The 20,327-nt window shown below is 70.9% G+C and carries 16 protein-coding genes; 7 read left to right on the top strand and 9 right to left on the bottom strand.

Features of this window, described 5'->3' with window-relative positions:
* Window positions 1–322: 322 nt before the first annotated feature.
* Both FGL15_RS11625 and FGL15_RS11620 read right to left on the bottom strand, forming a co-directional pair.
* Window positions 323–1,156: a MaoC family dehydratase N-terminal domain-containing protein gene (locus FGL15_RS11625; RefSeq protein ID WP_205858612.1), complete on the bottom strand. Its 834-nt coding sequence runs from the start codon at window positions 1,154–1,156 to the stop codon at window positions 323–325.
* A gap of 9 nt (window positions 1,157–1,165) precedes the next feature.
* Window positions 1,166–2,440, bottom strand: a complete 1,275-nt coding sequence (locus FGL15_RS11620) for a CaiB/BaiF CoA-transferase family protein (RefSeq protein ID WP_138946157.1) — start codon at window positions 2,438–2,440, stop codon at window positions 1,166–1,168.
* Window positions 2,441–2,609: 169 nt separating this feature from the next.
* Between FGL15_RS11620 and FGL15_RS11615 the strand changes: the two genes are divergently transcribed.
* From FGL15_RS11615 to FGL15_RS11595, 5 genes are all read left to right on the top strand, one after another.
* Window positions 2,610–3,620, top strand: coding sequence for an iron ABC transporter permease (locus FGL15_RS11615; RefSeq protein WP_138946156.1), 1,011 nt, complete (start codon window positions 2,610–2,612; stop codon window positions 3,618–3,620).
* Window positions 3,617–4,672, top strand: coding sequence for an iron chelate uptake ABC transporter family permease subunit (locus tag FGL15_RS11610; protein ID WP_064297044.1), 1,056 nt, complete (start codon window positions 3,617–3,619; stop codon window positions 4,670–4,672). Before FGL15_RS11615 ends, FGL15_RS11610 begins: the two co-directional genes overlap by 4 nt.
* Window positions 4,669–5,520 carry an ABC transporter ATP-binding protein gene (locus FGL15_RS11605; RefSeq protein WP_138946155.1) on the top strand — a complete coding sequence of 284 codons (852 nt, stop codon included), beginning with the start codon at window positions 4,669–4,671 and terminating at the stop codon, window positions 5,518–5,520. The genes FGL15_RS11610 and FGL15_RS11605 overlap by 4 nt, the downstream gene beginning before the upstream one ends.
* 60 nt (window positions 5,521–5,580) lie before the next feature.
* Window positions 5,581–6,579: an ABC transporter substrate-binding protein gene (locus tag FGL15_RS11600; protein WP_138946154.1), complete on the top strand. Its 999-nt coding sequence runs from the start codon at window positions 5,581–5,583 to the stop codon at window positions 6,577–6,579.
* 325 nt (window positions 6,580–6,904) lie between these two features.
* On the top strand, window positions 6,905–8,269 hold the full coding sequence (locus tag FGL15_RS11595; RefSeq protein ID WP_138946153.1) for an MFS transporter: 1,365 nt from the start codon (window positions 6,905–6,907) through the stop codon (window positions 8,267–8,269).
* Window positions 8,270–8,766: 497 nt separating this feature from the next.
* Here FGL15_RS11595 and FGL15_RS11590 read toward each other — a convergent pair whose 3' ends face one another.
* From FGL15_RS11590 to FGL15_RS11565, 6 genes are all read right to left on the bottom strand, one after another.
* Entirely contained in the window at window positions 8,767–9,555 is a 789-nt protein-coding gene (locus FGL15_RS11590; protein ID WP_079704789.1) for an ABC transporter ATP-binding protein, read from the bottom strand.
* Window positions 9,552–11,393, bottom strand: a complete 1,842-nt coding sequence (locus tag FGL15_RS11585) for a dipeptide/oligopeptide/nickel ABC transporter permease/ATP-binding protein (RefSeq protein WP_138946152.1) — start codon at window positions 11,391–11,393, stop codon at window positions 9,552–9,554. The genes FGL15_RS11590 and FGL15_RS11585 overlap by 4 nt, the downstream gene beginning before the upstream one ends.
* Before the next feature lie 4 nt (window positions 11,394–11,397).
* Window positions 11,398–12,450, bottom strand: a complete 1,053-nt coding sequence (locus tag FGL15_RS11580) for an ABC transporter permease (RefSeq protein WP_086472924.1) — start codon at window positions 12,448–12,450, stop codon at window positions 11,398–11,400.
* A 2-nt stretch (window positions 12,451–12,452) separates the two neighbouring features.
* Window positions 12,453–14,045 carry an ABC transporter substrate-binding protein gene (locus tag FGL15_RS11575; RefSeq protein WP_138946151.1) on the bottom strand — a complete coding sequence of 531 codons (1,593 nt, stop codon included), beginning with the start codon at window positions 14,043–14,045 and terminating at the stop codon, window positions 12,453–12,455.
* A gap of 106 nt (window positions 14,046–14,151) precedes the next feature.
* The gene (locus tag FGL15_RS11570; protein WP_064296013.1) at window positions 14,152–15,756 is read right to left on the bottom strand and encodes a hydantoinase/oxoprolinase N-terminal domain-containing protein; all 1,605 of its coding nucleotides are present in this window, start codon (window positions 15,754–15,756) and stop codon (window positions 14,152–14,154) included.
* Window positions 15,753–16,889 (bottom strand): DUF917 domain-containing protein, encoded by a 1,137-nt coding sequence (locus tag FGL15_RS11565; protein ID WP_085512084.1) that lies wholly within the window; start codon window positions 16,887–16,889, stop codon window positions 15,753–15,755. Before FGL15_RS11565 ends, FGL15_RS11570 begins: the two co-directional genes overlap by 4 nt.
* A gap of 73 nt (window positions 16,890–16,962) precedes the next feature.
* Here FGL15_RS11565 and FGL15_RS11560 point away from each other — a divergent pair, with 73 nt between their 5' ends.
* Window positions 16,963–18,462: a CdaR family transcriptional regulator gene (locus FGL15_RS11560; RefSeq protein ID WP_138946150.1), complete on the top strand. Its 1,500-nt coding sequence runs from the start codon at window positions 16,963–16,965 to the stop codon at window positions 18,460–18,462.
* Between the two features lie 15 nt (window positions 18,463–18,477).
* Here FGL15_RS11560 and FGL15_RS11555 read toward each other — a convergent pair whose 3' ends face one another.
* The gene (locus tag FGL15_RS11555) at window positions 18,478–19,326 is read right to left on the bottom strand and encodes an alpha/beta fold hydrolase (RefSeq protein ID WP_168223382.1); all 849 of its coding nucleotides are present in this window, start codon (window positions 19,324–19,326) and stop codon (window positions 18,478–18,480) included.
* Window positions 19,327–19,483: 157 nt separating this feature from the next.
* On the opposite strand from FGL15_RS11555, the gene FGL15_RS11550 reads away from it, so the two are divergent.
* On the top strand, window positions 19,484–20,131 hold the full coding sequence (locus FGL15_RS11550; protein WP_138946148.1) for a pyridoxal 5'-phosphate synthase: 648 nt from the start codon (window positions 19,484–19,486) through the stop codon (window positions 20,129–20,131).
* Window positions 20,132–20,327 lie beyond the last annotated feature (196 nt).

Here is a 20,327-nt window from a genome sequence, read left to right as displayed (position 1 = left end):
CCTGAGCACCCACCCCGGTCCCTGAGCCCCCACCCCGGTCCCTGAGCCTGTCGAAGGGCGGCGTACCCCGTGGGCACTTCGACACTTCGACAGGCTCAGTGCGGCGCAGCTCAGTGACCGGAGGAAGACACAGCGGCCAAGAGCGGATCCAGTCCCAGAGCCGGACAACCTACCCCGGTCCCTGAGCCTGTCGAAGGGCGGTGTACCCCGTGGGCACTTCGACAAGCTCAGTGACCGATGGAAGAGGGCTCAGTGACCGATGGAAGAGGGCTCAGTGACCGATGGAAGAGGGCTCAGTGACCGGAGGAAGGCACCGCGGTGGTCAGGGGCGCCAGGTGGCGTCTGCCGAGGCCAGGACCGTGCCGTCGGTGGCACGCACGACGACCGAGGTGCCCTCCGGGCCGGCCGTCCCCGCGATGCGGAACGCCGTGTCGACGAGCACCGGCGCCTTCGCCCGGAAGCGGACCGACGCGAGCCGACGACCACCGGCGTTCGCCGTGAGGGCGTCGAGCACCAGGATGCGGGTGAGCGGGCCGTGCACGAGGAGGTCGTCGAGCCCCTCGACCTCACGCGCCCACTGGCGGTCGTAGTGGATGCGGTGCGTGTTGCCCGTCACGGCCGAGAAGCGGAACAGCTGGCGGGAGTCGAGTGACCGGGTCACCGTCCAGTCGGCTCCGGCGTCGGGATCGACCGCGTCCTCGGCGGCCACCTCGGACGCCGCCGTCCGCGGTGAGGGCACCGCGGGCTGCGCCTCGAGGAACACGTCGTGCCAGGTGCTGCGGACGGCGACCTCGCCGTCGACGAGATACTCACGCACGAGGTCGGCGAAGACCAGGCGGCCGGCCCGCCCCTGCTTCTCGATGAGCGAACCGAGGCTCGTGCGCTGCGTCACCACGTCGCCGTAGCGGAGCGGCGCCAGGAACTCCGTGTCCTCCCCCGCGTACATGCGGCGCGGCAGGTCGATGGTGGGCAGCACGCCGTCCTCCGCCGGTGAGCCGTCCTCGCGGAGCTGCGCGAACGGTGTCTCGAACGGGAAGTGGACGCCCTCCCAACCGGCGGGGAGCTCGTCTCCGAGGACCGGTTCCGGTGCCGCGGTCGCGAAGGTGCTGCGGTACCAGGAGGCGGGACGGAGATCGAGCTGCTCTGTCCGCTCCACAGCTCCCACTCAGATCACCCCGTCGGAACGCAACGCCGCGATGCGGTCGGCGTCGTACCCGGCGAGCGCCGTGAGCACGTCGTCCGCGTGTTCGCCCATGTGGTTCGCGGGGCGGTCGGTGGTCGCGGGGGTCGCGCTCAGTTTGATCGGCTGGCCGAAGGAGCGGAGGGTGCCGAAGGAGCCGTAGTCGGTCTCGACGACCATGTCGCGTTCGGCGGTCCCCGGGTCCTCGACGACCTCGCCGATGGTCTTCACGGCGGTGAGCGGGACGACGTCGCCGGCCAGCTCCTCGAGCTCGGCGCGGGTGCGGTCTGCGAACCAGGAGACGACGAGCGGCTTGACGCGTCGGGCGTAGACCTCCTCGTCGAAGCGCTTGCGCATGGTGTCGATCTCGGGGTCGGCGATCGCCTCGGGCGTGCCGAACAGCTCGCAGCTCGCCTTCCAGAGCTTGTCGGTGTACGCGCCGAAGAACACCTGTCCGTCGGCACAGGGGAACAGCTCGTAGGGCCGCACCCAGGCGTGTTCGTTGCCGGACGGCGAGGCTACCGTCCCGTCGACGGTGTAGTCGACGACGGCGGTCTCGGTCATCGCGATGATGCTGTCGACCTGGGCGACGTCGACGAGCTGCCCGACGCCGGTGCGCTCGGCGTGCCGGAGCGCGGCGAGGGTTCCGATGACGCCGAACATCGTCGCGGAGAGGTCACCGATCGTGACGCCGACGCGCACGGGCGGCTGGTCCGCGTAGCCGTTCATGGACCAGAGCCCGCCGGCGGCCTGCGCCGTGTTGTCGAACGCCGGACGGCGGCTCCGTGAACCCGTCTGCCCGTAGCCGGAGATCGCGGTGTACACGAGCTTCGGGTTGATGGCGGCGAGCGCCTCGTACGGCAGGCCGAGCTTCGCCATCGTCCCCGGGCGGAAGTTCTCGACGAGGATGTCGGCGCTCGCGACGAGGTCGCGCAGCACCTCCTTGCCGGCGTCGCTCGCGAGGTCGAGCGCCAGACCGAACTTGCCGCGGTTGTACTGGCCGTAGTAGCCGCTGAACTCCTCGTCGCCGTCACGCAGGTAGGGCGGGAAGCCCCGGGAGACGTCGGGGTCGTTCGGGTTCTCGATCTTGATGACGGTCGCGCCGAGGTCGGCGAGCATCGACGCGGCGTAGGGGCCCGCGAGGACGCGGGAGAGGTCGAGGACCACGACGCCCTCGAGCGAGCCGGGCGGGACGGCGAGTCGTTCCGTGGCGGCGAGGACCGCTTCGGTGTCGGCTCCGGTCGACGGCTGCTCGGCCATGCGTGTCCTCCTGATCGCTGTACTCCGTACCGGTCAACGGTATCGGGCGATGGAGGCCTCACCCATGTGTGAACCCCACACCTCCGGCGCCGTTCCATGGACCGCCCGTCCGTCGCGGACGAAGACGGGTGCGCATCGCGACCGGGATAGGTGAGGCTAGGCTAACTGCATGCGCAGCGCGACCCTCCTCCGATCGAGACGTGCGCTCGCCGTCGGCACACTGGCAGCCGCGCTCCTCGTCATCGCCCTCGCGAGTCTGATGCTCGGCAGCAACCTCATCAGTCCCGTTGCCGTCCTCACCGCCCTGTTCGACCCCACCCAGGACACCGGCGCCGTCGTCTGGGGGTCGCGGGTGCCGCGCACGGTGCTCGGCGTCCTCGTCGGCGTCTGCCTCGGGATCGCCGGTGCCGTCATGCAGGGGCAGACCCGCAACCCGCTCGCCGACCCCGGCCTGTTCGGCGTCTCGGCCGGGGCGAGTCTCGCGGTCGTCGTCGGGGTCTACGTGCTCGGCACGAGCTCGGTGGTCACCACCCTCTGGCTCGCCCTGCTCGGCGCCACCGTCGCCAGCGTCGTCGTGTTCTCCGTCGCCGCGCTCGGTCGCGGCCTGTCGAGTCCCGTCCCGCTCGCGATCGCCGGCACCGCCGTCTCGGCCCTCCTCGTCGCCCTGACCTCGTACCTCGTCCTGTCCGACGAGACGACGCTCGCCGCCTATCGCATCTGGGTGGTCGGTTCGCTCTCCGGACGATCGCTCACGGGCGTCGACGCGGCCCTCGTCTTCGCCGGGCTCGGCCTCGTGTTCGCGATCGCCAACATCCGCTCGCTGAACGCCCTGGCGCTCGGGACCGAGCTGGCGAACGGCCTCGGTGAGAACCTCATCCGCGCGCGACTCGTGGGGCTCGCCGCGATCACCCTGCTCACGGCGGCCGCCGTCGCCCTGACCGGCCCGATCGCGTTCGTCGGACTCACCGCCCCGCACATCGCCCGCATCCTCGTGGGCGGGCACCACGGCTGGCTCCTCCCCGCCTCGGGACTCGTCGGCGGGAGCGTGCTGCTCGCGTGCGACGTGATCGGTCGACTCATCGGTGGCACCGCCGAGGTGCCCGTGGGCGTCGTCCTCACCGTCGCGGGTGGGGTCGCCTTCATCGCCATCGTGCGCCGCGGACGGATGGCGGAGCTGTGAGCGCCGTGCGGGAGGGCAGCCGCTTCTTCGGCCGTCTGTGGCGAGGGCGGGTCGTCGGCGTCACGATCGCCTGCCTCGTCGTCGCGCTGGCGTTCGCCCTGCTCGGGATCGTCGCCGGCTCGTCGTCCCTGACGATCCCCGACGTCATCACCACCCTGCTCGGCGGCGGGACCGGCGGTCAGGAACTCATCGTGTTCGAGCTCCGCCTCCCCCGGGTCGTCGGCGGTCTCCTCGTCGGTGCATCCCTCGGACTCGCCGGCGCGCTGACCCAGACGTTCGCCCGCAACCCGCTCGCGACCCCGGACATCCTCGGCGTGACCTCGGGTGCCGCGCTCGGGGCCGTGGCCGCGATCGTCCTCGTCGGCGGCAGCTACTCGGTCGGCGCCGGCGCGCTCAGTCTCGGCCTGCCCGCCATGGCCGCGATCGGCGCGCTCGTCACCTCAGCCGCCGTCTACGCGTTGTCCTGGCGCGGCGGGGTCGACAGCTTCCGACTCATCCTCATCGGCATCGGTGCCACCGCGACGCTCGGCGGCATCACGAGCTACCTCATCGCCCGGGCGCAGATCACCGAGGCTGCAGCGGCGGCGCAGTGGCTCGTCGGCAGCCTCTCGGGCATCTCCTGGTCGAGCGTGTGGCCGGTGCTCGTCGCGCTGGTGATCCTGACGCCGATCGCGGTCCTGCAGACGAGCAGCCTCGACATCAGCCAGCTCGGCGACGAGTTGTCGACCGGCCTCGGCGTCGCGGTCCAGCGGCATCGGATCGTCGTCATCGCGTGCGCGGTCCTGCTCGTCGCCGCAGCCGTGTCCGCCGCAGGGCCGATCGAGTTCGTCGCCTTCGTCGCACCACAGATCGCCCGCCGCCTCGCCCGCACCGGTCGCCCGCCCCTGCTCGCCTCCGCGCTGCTCGGAGCCGTCATCGTCACGGGCGGCGACGCACTCGTCCGTGGCGTCCTGCCGGGCGAGATCCCAGTGGGCATCATCACCGCGATCGTCGGCGCGCCCTATCTCATCTGGTTGCTGACGCGCCGCAAGGAACGGGAGACCTCCGCATGACCGACCCCGCCACGACCGCATCGCTCGTGAAGGAATGCCTGACGCCCGCCCTCGAGGCGCGGGGCGTCTCCCTGGCCTACGACCAGACGGTGGTCTTCGAGGGGCTCGACCTCCGCATCGAGACGGGCGAGGTCACGACCCTCATCGGCGCCAACGGTTGCGGCAAGTCGACGCTGCTGAAGGCGTTCGGCCGCCTGCTCACCCCGACCGCCGGCACGGTCGAACTCGACGGTCGCGGCGTGCGGTCGATCCCGACCCGCGAGGTCGCGCGCCGCCTGGCGATCCTGCCGCAGAAGCCGCTGACGCCGTCGGCGACGACCGTCCGCGACCTCGTCTCTCGAGGGCGACACCCGCACCAGAGCCTCCTGAAGCCCTGGACGCCCGCCGACACGATCGCGGTCGACGAAGCGCTCGCCGCCACCGGTCTCGAGACCCTCGCCGACCGCGACACGGCCTCCCTGTCGGGCGGCCAGCTGCAGCGGGCCTGGATCGCCCTGGTCCTCGCGCAGCGGGCCCCCACGATCCTGCTCGACGAGCCGACGACCTTCCTCGACCTCAGCCATCAGCTCGACGTCCTCCGACTCGTGCGGTCGATCAACCGCGAGCGTGGCGCGACGGTGGTCATGGTGCTGCACGACCTCACCCTCGCCGGCCGGTACTCCGACCGACTCGTCGTCGTGGGCGGCGGCCGGGTCATCGCCGACGGCACGCCCTGGGAGGTCCTCACCCCGGCCGTACTCCGTGAGGCGTTCGACCTCGACGCGATCGTCATCCCCGACCCGAGCAGCGGGTCGCCGCTCATCGTGCCCGTCGACCCCGACGACGCGATCGCCCTCGACTCGGAGTGATCCGGGCGATCGGGCATTCCGATATCGTTTCGTGACTTAGGTTCGGCTACCCTAAGTATCATGACGATCTCTTCACGCCTCCGCCGCGCCGCACTCGTACTCGTGCCGGCGCTCGCCCTGGTCGGCCTCGCCGGCTGCTCCCCCACCGCCGCATCCGACGCCGACTCCAGCGGCGCCTGGAGCTACACCGACGACACCGGCACCACGGTCAAGCTCGACGAGCAGCCGAAGCGCGTCGCGAGCTTCGCCGACTACGCGCTCGGCCTGCACGGCAACGGCATCGACCCCGTCGCGGTCTTCGGTCGCGTCGACGTCGCCACCGACAAGCGGTTCTCGGACTATGACCTCGGCGACACGGCCATCGTCGGCAACAGCTACGGCGAGATCGACCTCGAGGCACTCGCCGAGGCGGCACCCGACCTCATCGTGACCGGGATCTACCCGACCGACCGCGACGGCACGCTCGACCTCAAGGGTCCGTACTACGGCGTCGCCGACGTCGAACAGCAGGAGCAGCTGGAGAAGATCGCCCCGGTCGTCGCCATCAAGGTCGGCGGCAAGGGTGCCGACGTCATCGCCTCGCTCAACAAGCTGTCCGAGGCGCTCGGAGCCGACGAGGACACCATCGCCGCGGCGAAGGAGAAGTACGACGCTGCAGCAGCAGACCTGACCGCCGCAGCGAAGGAGACCGACCTCGAGGTCACGCAGATGTATGCGGACGCGAGTGGCATCTACGTCGTCAAGCCGCAGGACGAGCCGGAGACCGAGCTGTACAGCGAACTCGGCGTGACGTACACGAACGCGAACCCGGACGGCTACTACTACTGGGACATCTACAGCTGGGAGAACGCGGGCCAGGCGATGACCGGTGACGTCCTGCTCGTCAACGTCGAGGGCTTCCAGCAGAGCGACCTCGAGGCGCAGGCGACCTTCGCCTCGCACCCGGCACTCGTCGCCGGTCAGATCCACTCCTGGAACACCGCCGCCCTCGACTACACGTCGCAGGCGAAGCAGATGGAGACGCTCGCCGGGATCCTCCGCGAGTCGAAGGCGCTGTAGCGAGCACCCCCGGTCCCGCCCTTCGACAGGCTCAGGAATCGCCTGTCGAAGGGCCACGTCACCCGTGTGCACTTCGACAAGCTCAGTGACCGGAGATGGCTCAGTGACCGGAGATGGCACAGTGACCGGAGATGGCACAGTGACCGGAGATGGGCACAGCCAACTGTCCGGGGTGGGGCGGCCCTCGGGCACCCCACCCCGTGTGCTCCCGACGCACCGGATCGGCTCCGAAGTGTGCCGACCGCACATGGGCTGAGCCTCCAGACGGCCGGTAGCCTCGTCAGGCGTCCCGGCCGTCCGGGTGCGCCCAACACGAAGGAGTGCCATGGCCATCCAGAGCGCGCGCGAGAGCGACCCACGCGGAGCAGACACCACCGCCGTCGGTCAGAGCGACATCGATCGCGACGGCCTCGACTCCCGGGTGCAGCGTCGCCGCGCCATCCTCGCCAGCTCGGTCGGCACCGTCATCGAGTGGTACGACTTCACCCTCTACGGGCTGGCCTCCGCGCTCGTGTTCGCGCCGCTGTTCTTCCCCGGCGCCGGTGACCTCGCCGGCCTGCTCGGCGCGTTCGCCGGCTTCGCGGTCGGCTTCGGTGCCCGCCCGATCGGCGGCCTGATCTTCGCCCACTACGGCGACAAGCTCGGGCGCAAACCGACGTTGCTCATCACGCTCCTCTTCATGGGCGTCGCGACCACCTTCATCGGCCTCCTCCCCACCGCCGACAGCATCGGCATCTGGGCGCCGATCCTGCTCATCGTGCTGCGGATCTTCCAGGGCATGGGCTCGGGTGCCGAATTCGCCGGCGCGATCACGATGGCGAGCGAGTCCGCCGACGTGAAGCACCGTGCGTTCGCCGCGTCATTCCCCGGTGCATCTGTATACGTGGGCATGGCGCTCGCGACCACCGTCTTCGCCGTGGTGAGCACCCTGCCGATCGAGCAGTTCCAGAGCTGGGGTTGGCGGATCCCGTTCCTCGCGAGCGTCGTCATCGTCGCGTTCGCGCTGTACTTCCGCCTGCGGGTGAAGGAGACGAAGGCGTTCGAGAGCGCCGAGGAGCGTGGCGCGGTCACCTCGGCACCGCTCGTCGGCGCCATCCGCTCGCACTGGCGGGTGATCCTCTGCGGCATGGGGCTCTTCGCGTTCGCGCTGCCGTGGGTCTACGTCGTGCAGGTGTTCTCGCTGTCGTACGTGACGGGCACGCTGAGCGTGAACCCGACGGAGGCGCTCATCGGCCTCATCGTCGCCGAGGTCCTGACCATCCCGACGGCGCTGCTGTTCGGTCGCCTCGCCGACCGCATCGGGCGGAAGCCCGTCCTCATGGGCGCCGCGATCTTCGGGGTGCTCTACGCGTTCCCGATGTTCCTGCTCTACAACACCGAGCAGTCGGTCGTCGTCGCGCTCGGCCTCATCCTCGGGTTGGCCGTCATCCAGGGCGCCACGATCGGCACCTCGGGAGCACTGCTCGCCGAGATCTTCCCGACCTCGATGCGGTGGAGCGGTATCGCGCTCTCGCGTGAGATCCCGGCCGCCCTCGTCGGCGGGACGGTCCCGCTGGTCGCGACCGCGCTCGTCGCCGCGAGCGGTGGTGCACCGTGGTTGGTGGCGGCGTACCTGCTGGTGCTCAGCGCGATCGGCATCGTCGGGATCGCGTTCCTCCCGGAGACCCTGCCGCGCAAGCAGCGCGGCTGACCCCTCGGTCCCTGCCCTTCGACAGGCTCAGGATCCGCCCGAAGGGCGACGTCACCCGTGGGCACTTCGACAAGCTCAGTGACCGGAAGAGGCGAGCTCCGCGACCGGAAGAGGCCCACCCGGAGAACTCGGTCCCTGAGCCTGTCGAAGGGCGACGTCACCCGTGGGCACAAGCTCAGTGACCGGAAGAGGTGAGCTCCGCGACCGGAAGCGGTGAGCTCGGTGACCGGAGGAAGTGAGCTCAGTGACCGGAAGAAGCCCACCCGGAGAACTCGGTCCCTGAGCCTGTCGAAGGGCGACGTCACCCATGGGCACTTCGACAAGCTCAGTGACCGGAAGGGGTGAGCTCAGTGACCGGAAGGGGTGAGCTCAGTGACCGGCGGAGGTGAGCGCAAGTGACCGGCGGAGGCGAGCTCAGTGACCGGCGGAGGCGAGCTCAGTGACCGGCGGAGGCGAGCTCAGTGACCGGGCGCGGCCCGGCCGAGCAGCCTGGGCCGCTACTCCTCGTCCCAGGTCATGCGGCGGCCCATCACGGGCACCGAGGCCAGGAGTTCGCGGGTGTAGGCGTCCTCGGGAGCGGCCAGGACGGTTGCCGTCGGGCCCGCCTCGACGACCCGGCCGGCCTGCATGACGCTCACCGTGTCGCACATGTAGTTCACGACGGCGAGGTTGTGGGAGATGAACAGCACCGTGAGTTCGAGCTCACGCTGCAGCTCGCGCAGCAGGTTGAGGACGACGCCCTGCACCGACACGTCGAGCGCCGAGGTGATCTCGTCGGCGATGAGGACCTCCGGTTCGGCCGCGAGCGCTCGGGCGATCGTGATGCGCTGCCGCTGACCACCCGAGAACGCCGACGGCAGGTCGCCCGCCCGGTCCGGGTCGATGTGCACGCGCTCGAGCAGCTCGCCCACCCGGGACCGCTGCTCGGAGCGACTCCAGGAGCGCCCGGTCGCCCGAGATCCCTCAGCGATCGACAAACCGATCGGCATGCGCGGGTCGAGCGCGGAGTACGGGTCCTGGAAGACGAGTTGCACGCGTCGGCGCGCACGCCGGGCAGCGGACGAGCGCCCGACGATGTCGGCGCCGTTCAGTCGGATGCCGCCGGCGCTCGGGATGACGAGACCGACGGCGGCCGCGGCGACCGTCGACTTGCCCGAGCCGGACTCCCCCACGAGCCCGTGGGACGTGCCCGGGCGGACGGTCAGGTCGAAGCCGTCGACCGCGGTGTGCGCGGACGCGCCGTGGCCGTAGCGGACCGTGAGGCCTGAGAACTCGAGACCGGTCATGCGCGCTGTCCTTCGGTGGTGATGGGCCCTTCGACAAGCTCAGGGACCGGCCCTTCGACAGGCTCAGGGACCAAGAACGACTCACCGATGACCGGGAGCGGCATGGTGCGGTCGGAGGTCATGTCGGGGACGCAGGCGATGAGCCCACGGGTGTACGGGTGCCGCGCCTCGTGGAGGCGGTCGGCGTCGAGCGATTCGACGATGCGGCCGTCCTTCATGACGAGGATGCGGTCGCAGAACCCGCTGACGAGGGCGATGTCGTGCGAGATGAGCAGGATCGCAGCGCCCGTCTGCTCCTGCGCCTCGTGGAGCACCCGGAGGACCTGACGCTGCACCGTCACGTCCAGCGCGGTGGTCGGCTCGTCGGCGATCAGCAGCTTCGGGCGTCCCATGAGCCCCATGCCGATCATGGCCCGCTGGCGCATGCCGCCGGACAGCTCGTGCGGGAACTGCTTCAGGCGCTTCGCCGGGAGCGGGATCCGCACCGACTCGAGTGCGGCCTCGGCACGCTTCGTCGACTCGGCCGCCGACAGTCCCTCATGGACCTCGACGGTCTCGCGGAGCTGCTTGCCGATCGTGAGCGAGGGGTTCAGCGAGGTGAGCGGGTCTTGGAAGACCATCGCCAGCTCGAGGCCGAGGCGGCTGCGCTCGGCCTTCGTGAGCGGTGCGGTCATGTCGATCCCGCGGAAGCTCAGCTCCGAGGCCTGTACCGAGGAGTCCGGCCCGAGGAGGGCGGCGATCGCCATCGCGCTCACCGACTTGCCCGATCCGGACTCGCCGACGACACCGACGACCTCGCCGGGCATGATCGTGAGGCTGATGCCGTGGACGCGCTCGACGAGTCGGCCGTCGCGGTCCGGGAAGGCGACGCGGAGGTCGCGCACCTGCACGACGGGCTCCTGGTCGGCCGGCGTCGCGGCCGCAGTCGAGGCGGTCGCGGGAGCCGCGGTGCGACGACGCGCGGGCGCGGGCAGGCCGAGGAGCCGCTTCGACGACTCGTTCCAGAGCTCGCCGAGCTGCGTGAAGATGACGCCGCACACGACGAGCGCGATGCCGGGACCGATCGCCGCCATCGGGTTGCCGTAGATGCGCGCGATCCCGAGGCCGAGGAGGCGACCCCAGTCGTACTCGGGCGCCTGCACACCGAGACCGAGGAAGGACAGGCCGGCGAAGGCGAGGAGCGTGCCGGAGGCGGAGACCGCCGCGTTCACGAGCATCGGCGGGAGCATGTTCGGCATGACGTGCCGGACGAGCACCTCCGCCTGCCCGACGCCGGCGATCCGCGCGGCCTTCACGTAGTCGCGACCGATCAGCGACGACGCGAGCGTGTAGGTGAGGCGGGCGAAGGTCGGCACGCCGGCGAACCCGACGGCGAGCATCGCGCCGGTGGCGCTCGCACCCCAGATCACCGAGAAGAACAGGGCCATCAGGAGCCAAGGGAACGACAGCAGGATGTCGATGAGTGCGGTGACGAGTCGGCGGAGCGGTCGAGGCAGGACCGTCGCGACGGCCCCGAGCAGGACGCCGCCGATGACGGAGATCGCCGTCGCGCCGAGGGTCAGCAGCACGGACACCCGCGTGGCGACCATGACCCGGGCGAAGACGTCCCGGCCGAGCTCGTCGGTGCCGAAGGGGTGGGCGAGGCTCGCACCGGCGAGGCGGTCGGCCACGGACGTCGTGTCGGCGGCGGACCCCCAGACGGTCGGGCCGACGACCGCGACCACGATGATGAGGAGCGCTCCGATCGCGCCGGTCAGGCCGCGCGGGGTGCGGAGGCGGTCGAGCACCGGGGACCGGCGTGAGGGCGTGGGACCGGAGGTGGTCGGACGGGTGCTCATGAGCTCAGCCCTCCGTGATCGAGGAGCGCGGATCGATCGTCGCGAGCGCGATGTCGATGAGGAGGTTGAGGCCGAGGACGAGGATCGCGTACACGAGGACGATGCCCTGGATCATCGGGTAGTCCTTCGAGGTGATCGACGAGACGATGCTCGTCCCGAGACCGGGGATGGCGAAGACCGTCTCGATGAGCACGGTGCCGGCGACCATGCCCGTGAGGATGATGCCGCCGATCGTGAGCGTGGACGTCACCATGTTCGGCAGCGCGTGCCGCAGGTAGACGAGGTGTGTCGGGAGGCGCTTGCTCCGTGCCGTGGTCATGTACGGCATCTCGAGGACCGCCAGCATCTCCACGTGCACGATGCGGGCGAGATACGCCATCGGACCGACCGCGAGGGCCACCACCGGCAGGATCGCCTGGTCGAAGCCTCCCCAGCCGGCGGCCGGGAGCACCTTGAGCCCGATGCTGAACACCGCGATGAGACCGACGGCGAGCAGGAGGCTCGGGATGGCGATCAGCACGCCGAGCAGACCCGAGACGCCGAGGTCCGCGAGGCGGCGGCGGCCGGTGCGCGAGGACACCGCGGTCGCGACGCCGATGGGGAACGCGCCGATCGCGGCGAGGAGGAAGGACGCGACCGCGAGGGTGAGCGTCACCGGGAAGCGCTGCGCGATCGTGTCGGCGACCGGCCGCTGCGACCCGATCGCCGTGCCGAAGTCGCCGCGGAACAGCCCGCTGACGTAGTTGACGAACTGCTCCGGCACCGGCACGTTCAGGCCGAGGTCGGCGCGCGTGCGCTCGACGAGTTCCGGCGTCGCGCTGTTCCCGAGTGCGGCCCGCACCGGGTCGCCCGGCACGAGCTGCACGATCAGGAACGTCGCGACGATGACGATGGCGAGGGAGACGAGCACCCGGCCGAGTCGTCGGAGGATGAACGAGGTCCGCGGGGAGAGTCCGCCGAGGACGCCGCGACCCCCTCGACGCGCGACCGCCGGGCCGCCGGGGCCCTGGGCCTGCTCGGTGGCCTGCTCGGTGGTCACGGTCGAGGGGATCGTCATGATCAGCCGACCATCCGGATGCTCGTCGGGCGGATGAAGTTCGGACGCTCGACCTCGGCGCCGTTCAGGTACAGGAAGTCCTGCGCGTCGGCGATCGGGAACACGTCCGTCCGCTCGATGAGCTTCGTCTCGGCCTGCTGCCAGAGGTCGCAGGTCTCCTCAGGGCTGGCCGTCTTGGCCTGCTCGGCGAGCGCGTCGTACTCCGGGTTGTCGACGAACATGAAGTTGTTGCCGCCCTTGTCCGGGGTCTCGCCACCGAAGAAGGTGTTCACGATGACCGGTCCGCCCGGAGCGATCTGCACGAAGCCGGTGTCCCAGTCGAAGGTCGAGAACAACTGCTCGGACCAGGCGTTCGCGTCGTTGCCCGAGAGCTCCGTCGTGACGCCCAGCTCGTCCCAGGTCTGCTGCACGAGCTCGGCCGCTGCCGCGTGGCTCGGGGTGGCCGCGTCGTAGATGAACTTGATCGTCAGCGGCTCACCGTCCTTCGAGCGCTTGCCGTCGGAACCGAGCGTCCAGCCCGCCTCGTCGAGCAGCTCGCCGGACTTCTCGACGTCCGTCTCGGGGAGCGTCCACTGCGGGCCGTCGGCGACGCAGAGGTACGGGCTCTTCACGACGAGCGACTTGGACTCCTCGGCGGTGCCGTCGGTGACGACCTCACCGACCTGCTCGCGGTCGATCGCGGTGACGAGAGCCTCACGGACGAGCGGGTCGGAGGTGGGGCGCTCAGGACGCTCGTTGAAGAGCATCTCGCCGATCGGGTTGCGCACGCCCTCGCTGCCGAGACCGGCGGCCTCGACGCGGTCCTGGTCGGCGCCGCCGATGCTCGCGGCGTTCACGTCACCGGAGAGCAGCAGGTTCGCGGCGGTCCCGGGGTCGGTGACGACGCGGACCTCGAAGGTGTCCGGCAGGCCCTTCGTGTCGCTCGTGACGTCCTCGGGACCCCAGGTGTAGTCGTCACGCTTCGTGAAGGTGTAGCTGGAGCCGGGGGTCGCCTTGTCGAGGGTGAAGAGGCCGGTGCCGTTCATCGTCTCGACGAGGGAGTCGGGGTCGTCGAGGCCGGCCTGGCAGACCATCTCGACGGTGCCGGTGTTGGCGAGGATGAACGGGTCGGGCGTCGAGCTCGTGACGGTGAGCTGGTTGCCGTCGGCGGTCGCGGTCATGCGCTCGGAGACCTGCGCGCCGTAGTAGAAGGTCGCGTTGGCCGGGTCGGCGTTGTAGGTGATGTTCGCCGCGGCGGTCTCCGCAGTGAACGGGGTGCCGTCGGCGCAGGTGATGCCGTCCTTGAGCGTGTAGGTGATGGAGGTGGAGCTCGCGTCCTCCTCCCAGCTCTCGGCCAGCCAGGGCAGGAGCTCGCCGTCGGCGTTGACGTACACGAGCGACTCGTAGTGGAAGCTGATGATCTCGCGGGCCTCGAGGCTGATCCCCGTCATTGGGACGAGGCTGCCCGGGTCGCCGCTCATCGCGGTGACGAAGGTGCCGCCGGAGACGTACTCGCCGGAGGAATCGGAGGATTGCGAGGAGGTGCACGCGGTGAGGGCCACCGCGGTGAGGGCCGCGGTGGCGAGTGCCGCCGCGGCTTTCCGCTTGCTGTTCATGCTGGATCCTTCGTACTCGGGTGGCCGTGGTGCGCGGGTGGCCGGATCAGATGGGGTGAGGTGCCGTGCTGGTGCTGGTGGAGAGCGGTGCTGGTGCGGTGGTGCGTCAGATGCGCTGTCGGGTCGCCGTGCCGATGCGGGCGAGGGGCCCCGCAGCCTTCACGGAGACCTTCAGGGTGGGACGGGTCGCGTACGAGACGGGGGTCTCGAGCACGTCGACGATCTCGACCGAGCGCGGGTCTGCGCCGGCCTGGATCGCCTTCTCGATCGCGGAGCGTCCTGCCTCCTCGATGGCGGCTGCGCGGTCGGCGAAGTCGCAGAGCTGATCGGAGCGCCCACCGGCGAGCGCGATGGCCGCGCCCACGGCGTTGGCGACGTTGCCGCGCGCCGGGCGCAGGACCTCGCTCGCGCCGAGGACGGCGTCCGGGACGAGGAATCCTCCGCCGCCGACGACGACGAGCGGGAGGCCGGTGCGGCCGAGCGACATGCGCTCCACGGCGGACTCGATGCGTTCGTGGGCGACGCCGAGCGCGTGCTCGAGCGCCTGGCGGGTCGCGCGATCGAGGGGCGGCAGCTCGCGGTCGGCGATGCCGAACTGGAGCGAGGCCGCGTCGGTGAGGGTCGGGGTGGTGCCGCCGAACAGCAGCGCCTCCTCGGTGAGCCGGTAGCCGACCGAGTCGTGCCGCGGGACGCCGGTCGCGGTGTCGACGATCGTGCCGCCACCGAGGCCGACGCTCAGGATGTCCGGCATGCGGAAGTTCGTCCGCACGCCGCCGACCTCGCGGGGCAGGGTCGACTCGCGGGGGAACCGGTCGACGAGCACGCCGAGATCGCTCGTCGTGCCGCCGACGTCGATGATGATCGCGTTGTCGGCACCGGAGAGGAAAGCGGCGCCGCGGATGGAGTTCGCCGGCCCGGAACCGATCGTCAGCACCGGGTAGCGCGCCGCGTACTCGACGGCCATGAGCGTGCCGTCGTTCTGGGCGAAGTACGTGGTCGCGTCGAGTCGCTCCTCGGCTACGACGGTCGTGAGCGCGTTCGTGACGTCGCGGGCGACGGCGTAGAGGGACGCGTTCAGGACGGTCGCGTTCTCGCGCTCCAACAACCCGAGCGCGCCGATCTCGTGGCTCAGCGACACCGGGATGTCGACCCCGACGTGGTCCTGGACGAGCGCCTCGACCTCGAGTTCCTGCTCGGGGAACGACGGGCTGAAGATGCCGCAGACGGCGACCGCGTCGAAGGTGCCGGCCAGGGCGTCGAGCTCCCGGCGGATGAGGTCGCGGTCGAGCGGGGCGATCGGGTAGCCGTCGACGAGATGGCCACCGCCCGCGAGGATGCTCCCTGCGAGGACGACGTCGCGCAGTTCCCGCGGCCAGCCAGCGAGCGGCGGGAGCGAGGTGGCTGCGGGCGAGCCGAGCCGGATGACGACGACGCGACCGAGGTCGCGGCGGTTGACGATCGCGTTGGTCGCGTGGGTGGTGCCGAGCATGACGCGGGTGACGAGGCCCCGGTCGTCGCCGAGCTGGTCGAGGACCTCGGCGAGCGCCGCCCGGATGCCGCCGGTGACGTCGCGGGTGGTGGGCTGCTTCGTCCACGAGACGACCTCGCCCGTGCCCGAGAGCGCGACGGCGTCGGTGTTGGTCCCGCCGACGTCGATGCCGATCGCGAGTTCGCCCGAGGTGTCGGTGACGGTGCTGGTGCCGGCGCTCATCGGGTCGCTCCAATGGTCTCGTCGGCGCTCACACCGAACGGCTCGTAGTCGAGGTCGTAGCCGAACGCGCGCGGGCCGGCGAGTTCGAGGCCGCGCTCGGTGCGCCACAGTGGATCGCACGCCCAGGCGAGGACGCTCACCCGCTGCCCGAAGCGCAGCATCTCGGTGGAGATCGCGTCGCCCGTCTCGGAGTCGACGATCGTGACGAGGTCGGGGACGCTGACGATGACCGCTCCGTCCTCCATGACGACGAGGTTCTCGTTCTGGATCTCCACGCGGGTGAGGCGACCGCGGTGCTCGCCGATCCCCTCGACCGTGACGGAGCCGCGGGTGAACCCGCCCTCGGTGCGGCGCTCGATGTCGACGACCTTGCCGCCCGTGATGAGGGACGCGCCGAGTTCGTCCGTGAGCGCGCCGACGGGGTCGGTGGCGGTGAGGAGCCGGCGCCCGACCTGCACGGCGCGGCTGACGCTGCCCTCGATGACCGCACCGCGGACGGTGTCACGGTCCATGACGTAGTTGGCGCCGATCGAGATCGCGCCGCTCGCCACGGTGAGGGCGCGGGCGTGGCGCTCGAGCCAGGCGAGGCTGACGGGCCGCAGGATCGAGACGTTGCCGATCACGTCGCTCAGGACCGCGTACCCGGGCGGGAGGTTCGCGACGTTCATCGCGGTCATCGGCGCTTCCGGGAAGGCGCGTCCCATGCCGTCGGCGTCGAGGATGCTGAGGCCGAGGCTCGCGGCCCAGCCGACGGGTCCGACGCCGTTGCTGCCGCCGATCTCCGTCGCCATGATCGTGGTGATGCGCTTGCCGGTGAGGCGCTCGATCTCCTCCACGATGATCTCGGCCTGGCCGCTCGCGCCGAGCATCTCGAAGCCCACCGACGGGGCGCCGATGCCGGACATGGCGACGACCACGTCGTCCGCGTCGAGGTCGGCGACCTGTTTGACGGGGACCGGGCCGAACTGCTCCAGGGCGATCTCGACGCCGAGCTGCGGGGTCTGCACCGCGCCGCCGCCACCGGTGCCGAAGATGGCGCATCCTGCGGCGAGCGCCGGCACGTCGGCCAGGGTGATGCTGGTGATCGGCGTGGCCGACGCTGCGGAGCGTGCAGCGGGGTGGTTCGTTGACATGTACCGAGCGTAGGCAGGGCCGGGAAGCACGACAATGTTCCCGCGGCCCACACAATCGGGGCAGAATGTGCTCATGGCCCAAGTCACCGTCGCCGACGTCATCCTCCAAGCCGAGCATCTCGGCGCCCGCTGCGTCGCCGGTGCCCCCGCGGGCGTGCCGGTCACCGGCGTCGAGATCCTCGCGCTCGACGAGCTGAACGACGCGACCGAGCACGCCATCGCCATCGTGACGACGCCCGACGGCGCCATCCCGAGGCCGTACCAGGTCGACATCGCCATCCGCCGGGCCATCGCCGCGGGCTGCGCCGGCCTCGTGTTCGTCGGTGCGTTCCCCGTCGCCGAGACCTCGCGGGCCCTCGCGGACCGCGGTGGTCTGCCGGTGATCATGAGCGAGGGCATCGCCTCCGACCTCGCCGTGCTCATGGACCGCACGATCCGCGGTGGGGCCGAGGAGGCGATGTCGCGCGCCGAGTTCGCGATCCAGCGGGTCATCAGCGCCTCCGCGGCCGAAGCGGAGCAGACGTCGGGTGTCGGCGTGCGGGAGGCGATCCTCGAGGTCGCCAGCACGACGCTCGGGGTGCCGGTCACGCTCGTCGAGGACGCGAGCGCGAGCTGGCTCGAGCCGGACGCGGTGTGCATCGGCGAGATCCCGATCGGCCGCGTCCACGCCGAGCGTGACGACCCGGCCGCGGCGATCGCCCTCCCGGTCATCGCCTCCGTCCTCTCGCGCGCCCTGCAACGGGAACTGCACGGACGGTTCGGTTCGGTTCGCTCGCGGGCGGAGCTCATCATCGAGCTGATCTTCGCCGAGTCGTCCCGCATCGACGGTTTCGCGATGGACGCGGTCCGGGCCGGCCTGCCGCTCCAGCTGTCGCACGCGGTGGCGTGGCTGACCCCGAAGCACGCGAGCGACCCGGACCGCCGGGCACCCACCGTCCTCGCACCCTCCGTCGAGCTCTTCGCGCTGCAACTCGTCGACCAGCGCGAGGAGCAGTGGCACCTCGCGATGCGGCGCGACGAGATCGTCGTCATCTCCTCGGAGGAGCTCGGCGCACCCGACCACCAGCGGCGACTGCGCGACGTGATGGAGCGGATCGTCGCGCACGCTGCGACGATCGCGGGGCCGGAGTGGACCTTTACGGTCGGGCTCGGGACGCCGCAGAGCGGGGCGGCGGGGCTCCGGCAGTCGGCGACCGAGGCGCGGGTCGCGGCGGAAGCAGCCATCGCGGGTGGTCGTTTCGGCACCATGGAGGCGACGGACGTCACCGGGTTGCGGCGGGTGCTCCTCGACTTCTACGCCTCACCGCTCAGCCGGACGCTCCTCGACGACATCCTCTCGCCGCTCGACGCCCTCGGGCCGGAGCGGGCCACGATCTCGGTGCGGACGCTCCTCTCCTACCTCAGCCATCGGAACTCGCTGGCGCGTGCCGGGGCCGAGCTGAACCTGCATCCGAACGCGGTGAACTACCGGATCCGGCGCATCGAGCAGTCGCTCGAACTCGACCTCGCCGACCCCGACGTGCGCTTCGCGGCCGAGCTCGCCTGCCGGGTGCGGCTCATCGGCATGCCGTAGCCGAGCGGTGCCCGGTCAGCCCTGGGACTCAGAGCTCCTCGCCACCCGGACGATGCCCGCGGCGAGCGTCGGCCAGAGCTCGGCGGGGATGAGGTGCCCCATGCCGGGGAGGACGTGGAGCTCGGCCGCCGGCATCGCCTGGGCGATGTCCACGGCGGAGGACCAGTGCAGCACGTCGTCCTCGCGACCGTGGAGCACGAGGGTCGGCACGGTCACGTCGCGCAACCGCTCGAGTCGCTCGGGCGCACGCAGCAGCGCCGCCCACTGCCGGCTGAACCCTTCGGGCGCGTACCCGCGGTCGTAGGCCTCCCCCGTCGCCCACACCTCCCAGGCCGTGTCCGGCTGGTAGCGCGCGCCGGGCACGGGTGCGGCGAGCTCCGCCATCGCGGCGACGGACTCCTCCCGGGTGTACCGCACGGGCTCGATCAGCAGCTCGGGCCGCTCACCGTGCAGGATGTAGCGCGGGTCCTGGCCGGGGATCGTGGACAGCAGGCCGAGGCTCAGCACGCGCTCCGGGTGGTCGAGCGCGACCATCTGCGCCATCATGCCGCCCATCGAGTGCCCGACGAGGTGCGCCTGCTCGACACCGAGGTGGTCGAGCACCCGCAGGACGTCGTCGCCCATGTCGCCGAGCGAGTACCCGCCGTCGAGGTCGGTCTCGCCACCGAACCGCTGCGAGAAACCGACGTCGCGGTTGTCGAACCGCACGACGCGGAAGCCCTCCTCCACGAGCATGGCCCGGAACGGGTCTCGCCAGGTGAGCAGCTGCGCACCGCCGCCCGCGATGAGCACGATCACCGGGTCGGCGGGGTCGCCCTCCACCTCGTAGTAGATCGAGACGTCGTCGGTGTCGGTGTACGGCATGCGGTGCTCACTCTCCTCGAACCTGCTCCCTGGTGGGCGTTCCGAGGCTAGCCCGCGGCCTGGCCGTGCACCATGTGCCCGGACACCACGGTTCCGGTGGAGACTGTGCCGACGCCCCAGCCGTCGGGACCGAGGGCAACGCGGGTAGGCTCGCGACATGAGCGCCGAACCCCTCTCCGGAGACGACACCCTGCAGCTGCCCGAGTTCGACACCCCGCCCGCCGAGCCCATGCTGCTCGCTCAGCAGTGGCTCGCCGCAGCGATCGAGCGGGACGTCAGCGAACCCCGGTCGATGACCCTCGCGACCGCCACCTCGGTCGGCGTCGTCAGCGCGCGCACCGTCGACGTGAAGACCCTCGACGATCGCGGCCTGATCTTCGGCTCCTCGACCGAGAGCCGGAAGGGCGGGCAGCTCGCCGAGAACCCGAGCGCCGCCCTCCAGGTGTACTGGCGCGAGACGATGCAGCAGCTCCGCTTCGAGGGCCGCGTCGAGCAGCTGAGCGACGAGGAGTCCGACGCGCTGTTCGCCGACCGCTCGCCCAAGTCACGAGCGGCGACGGCGGTCGCCCACCAGTCGACGCCGTTCCGCGACGGCCCGGAGGAGACCCTCGACGCCCTCATCGCGCAGGCCAACGAGCTGCTCGAGCGCGAGGGTGACGACGTCCCGCGGCCGACCACGTGGGTCGGGTTCCGGCTCGTCCCCGACATGGTCGAGTTCTGGCACGCCAGTCGCGACCGCATGCACCGGCGCCTCCGCTACCTCGCGGCCGACGGCGGCTGGATCGTGGACCGCCTGCAGCCGTAACGGAGAGGCGACCACCGGCCGCCTCCCCGCCCCGGTCATTGAGCCCTGACCCCGGTCATTGAGCCTGTCGAAATGCAACCGGACGAACCCCGCCCTTCGACAAGCTCAGGGACCGAGTAGTCCCGGTCATTGAGCCTGTCGAAATGCACCCGGACGAACCCCGCCCTTCGACAGGCTCAGGGACCGAAAGGCCCAA

The sequence above is a fragment of the Plantibacter sp. M259 genome, assembly GCF_006065115.1.
In the GTDB taxonomy this organism is placed as follows: domain Bacteria; phylum Actinomycetota; class Actinomycetes; order Actinomycetales; family Microbacteriaceae; genus Plantibacter; species Plantibacter auratus.
This window is presented reverse-complemented; position numbering and strand designations above follow the sequence as displayed.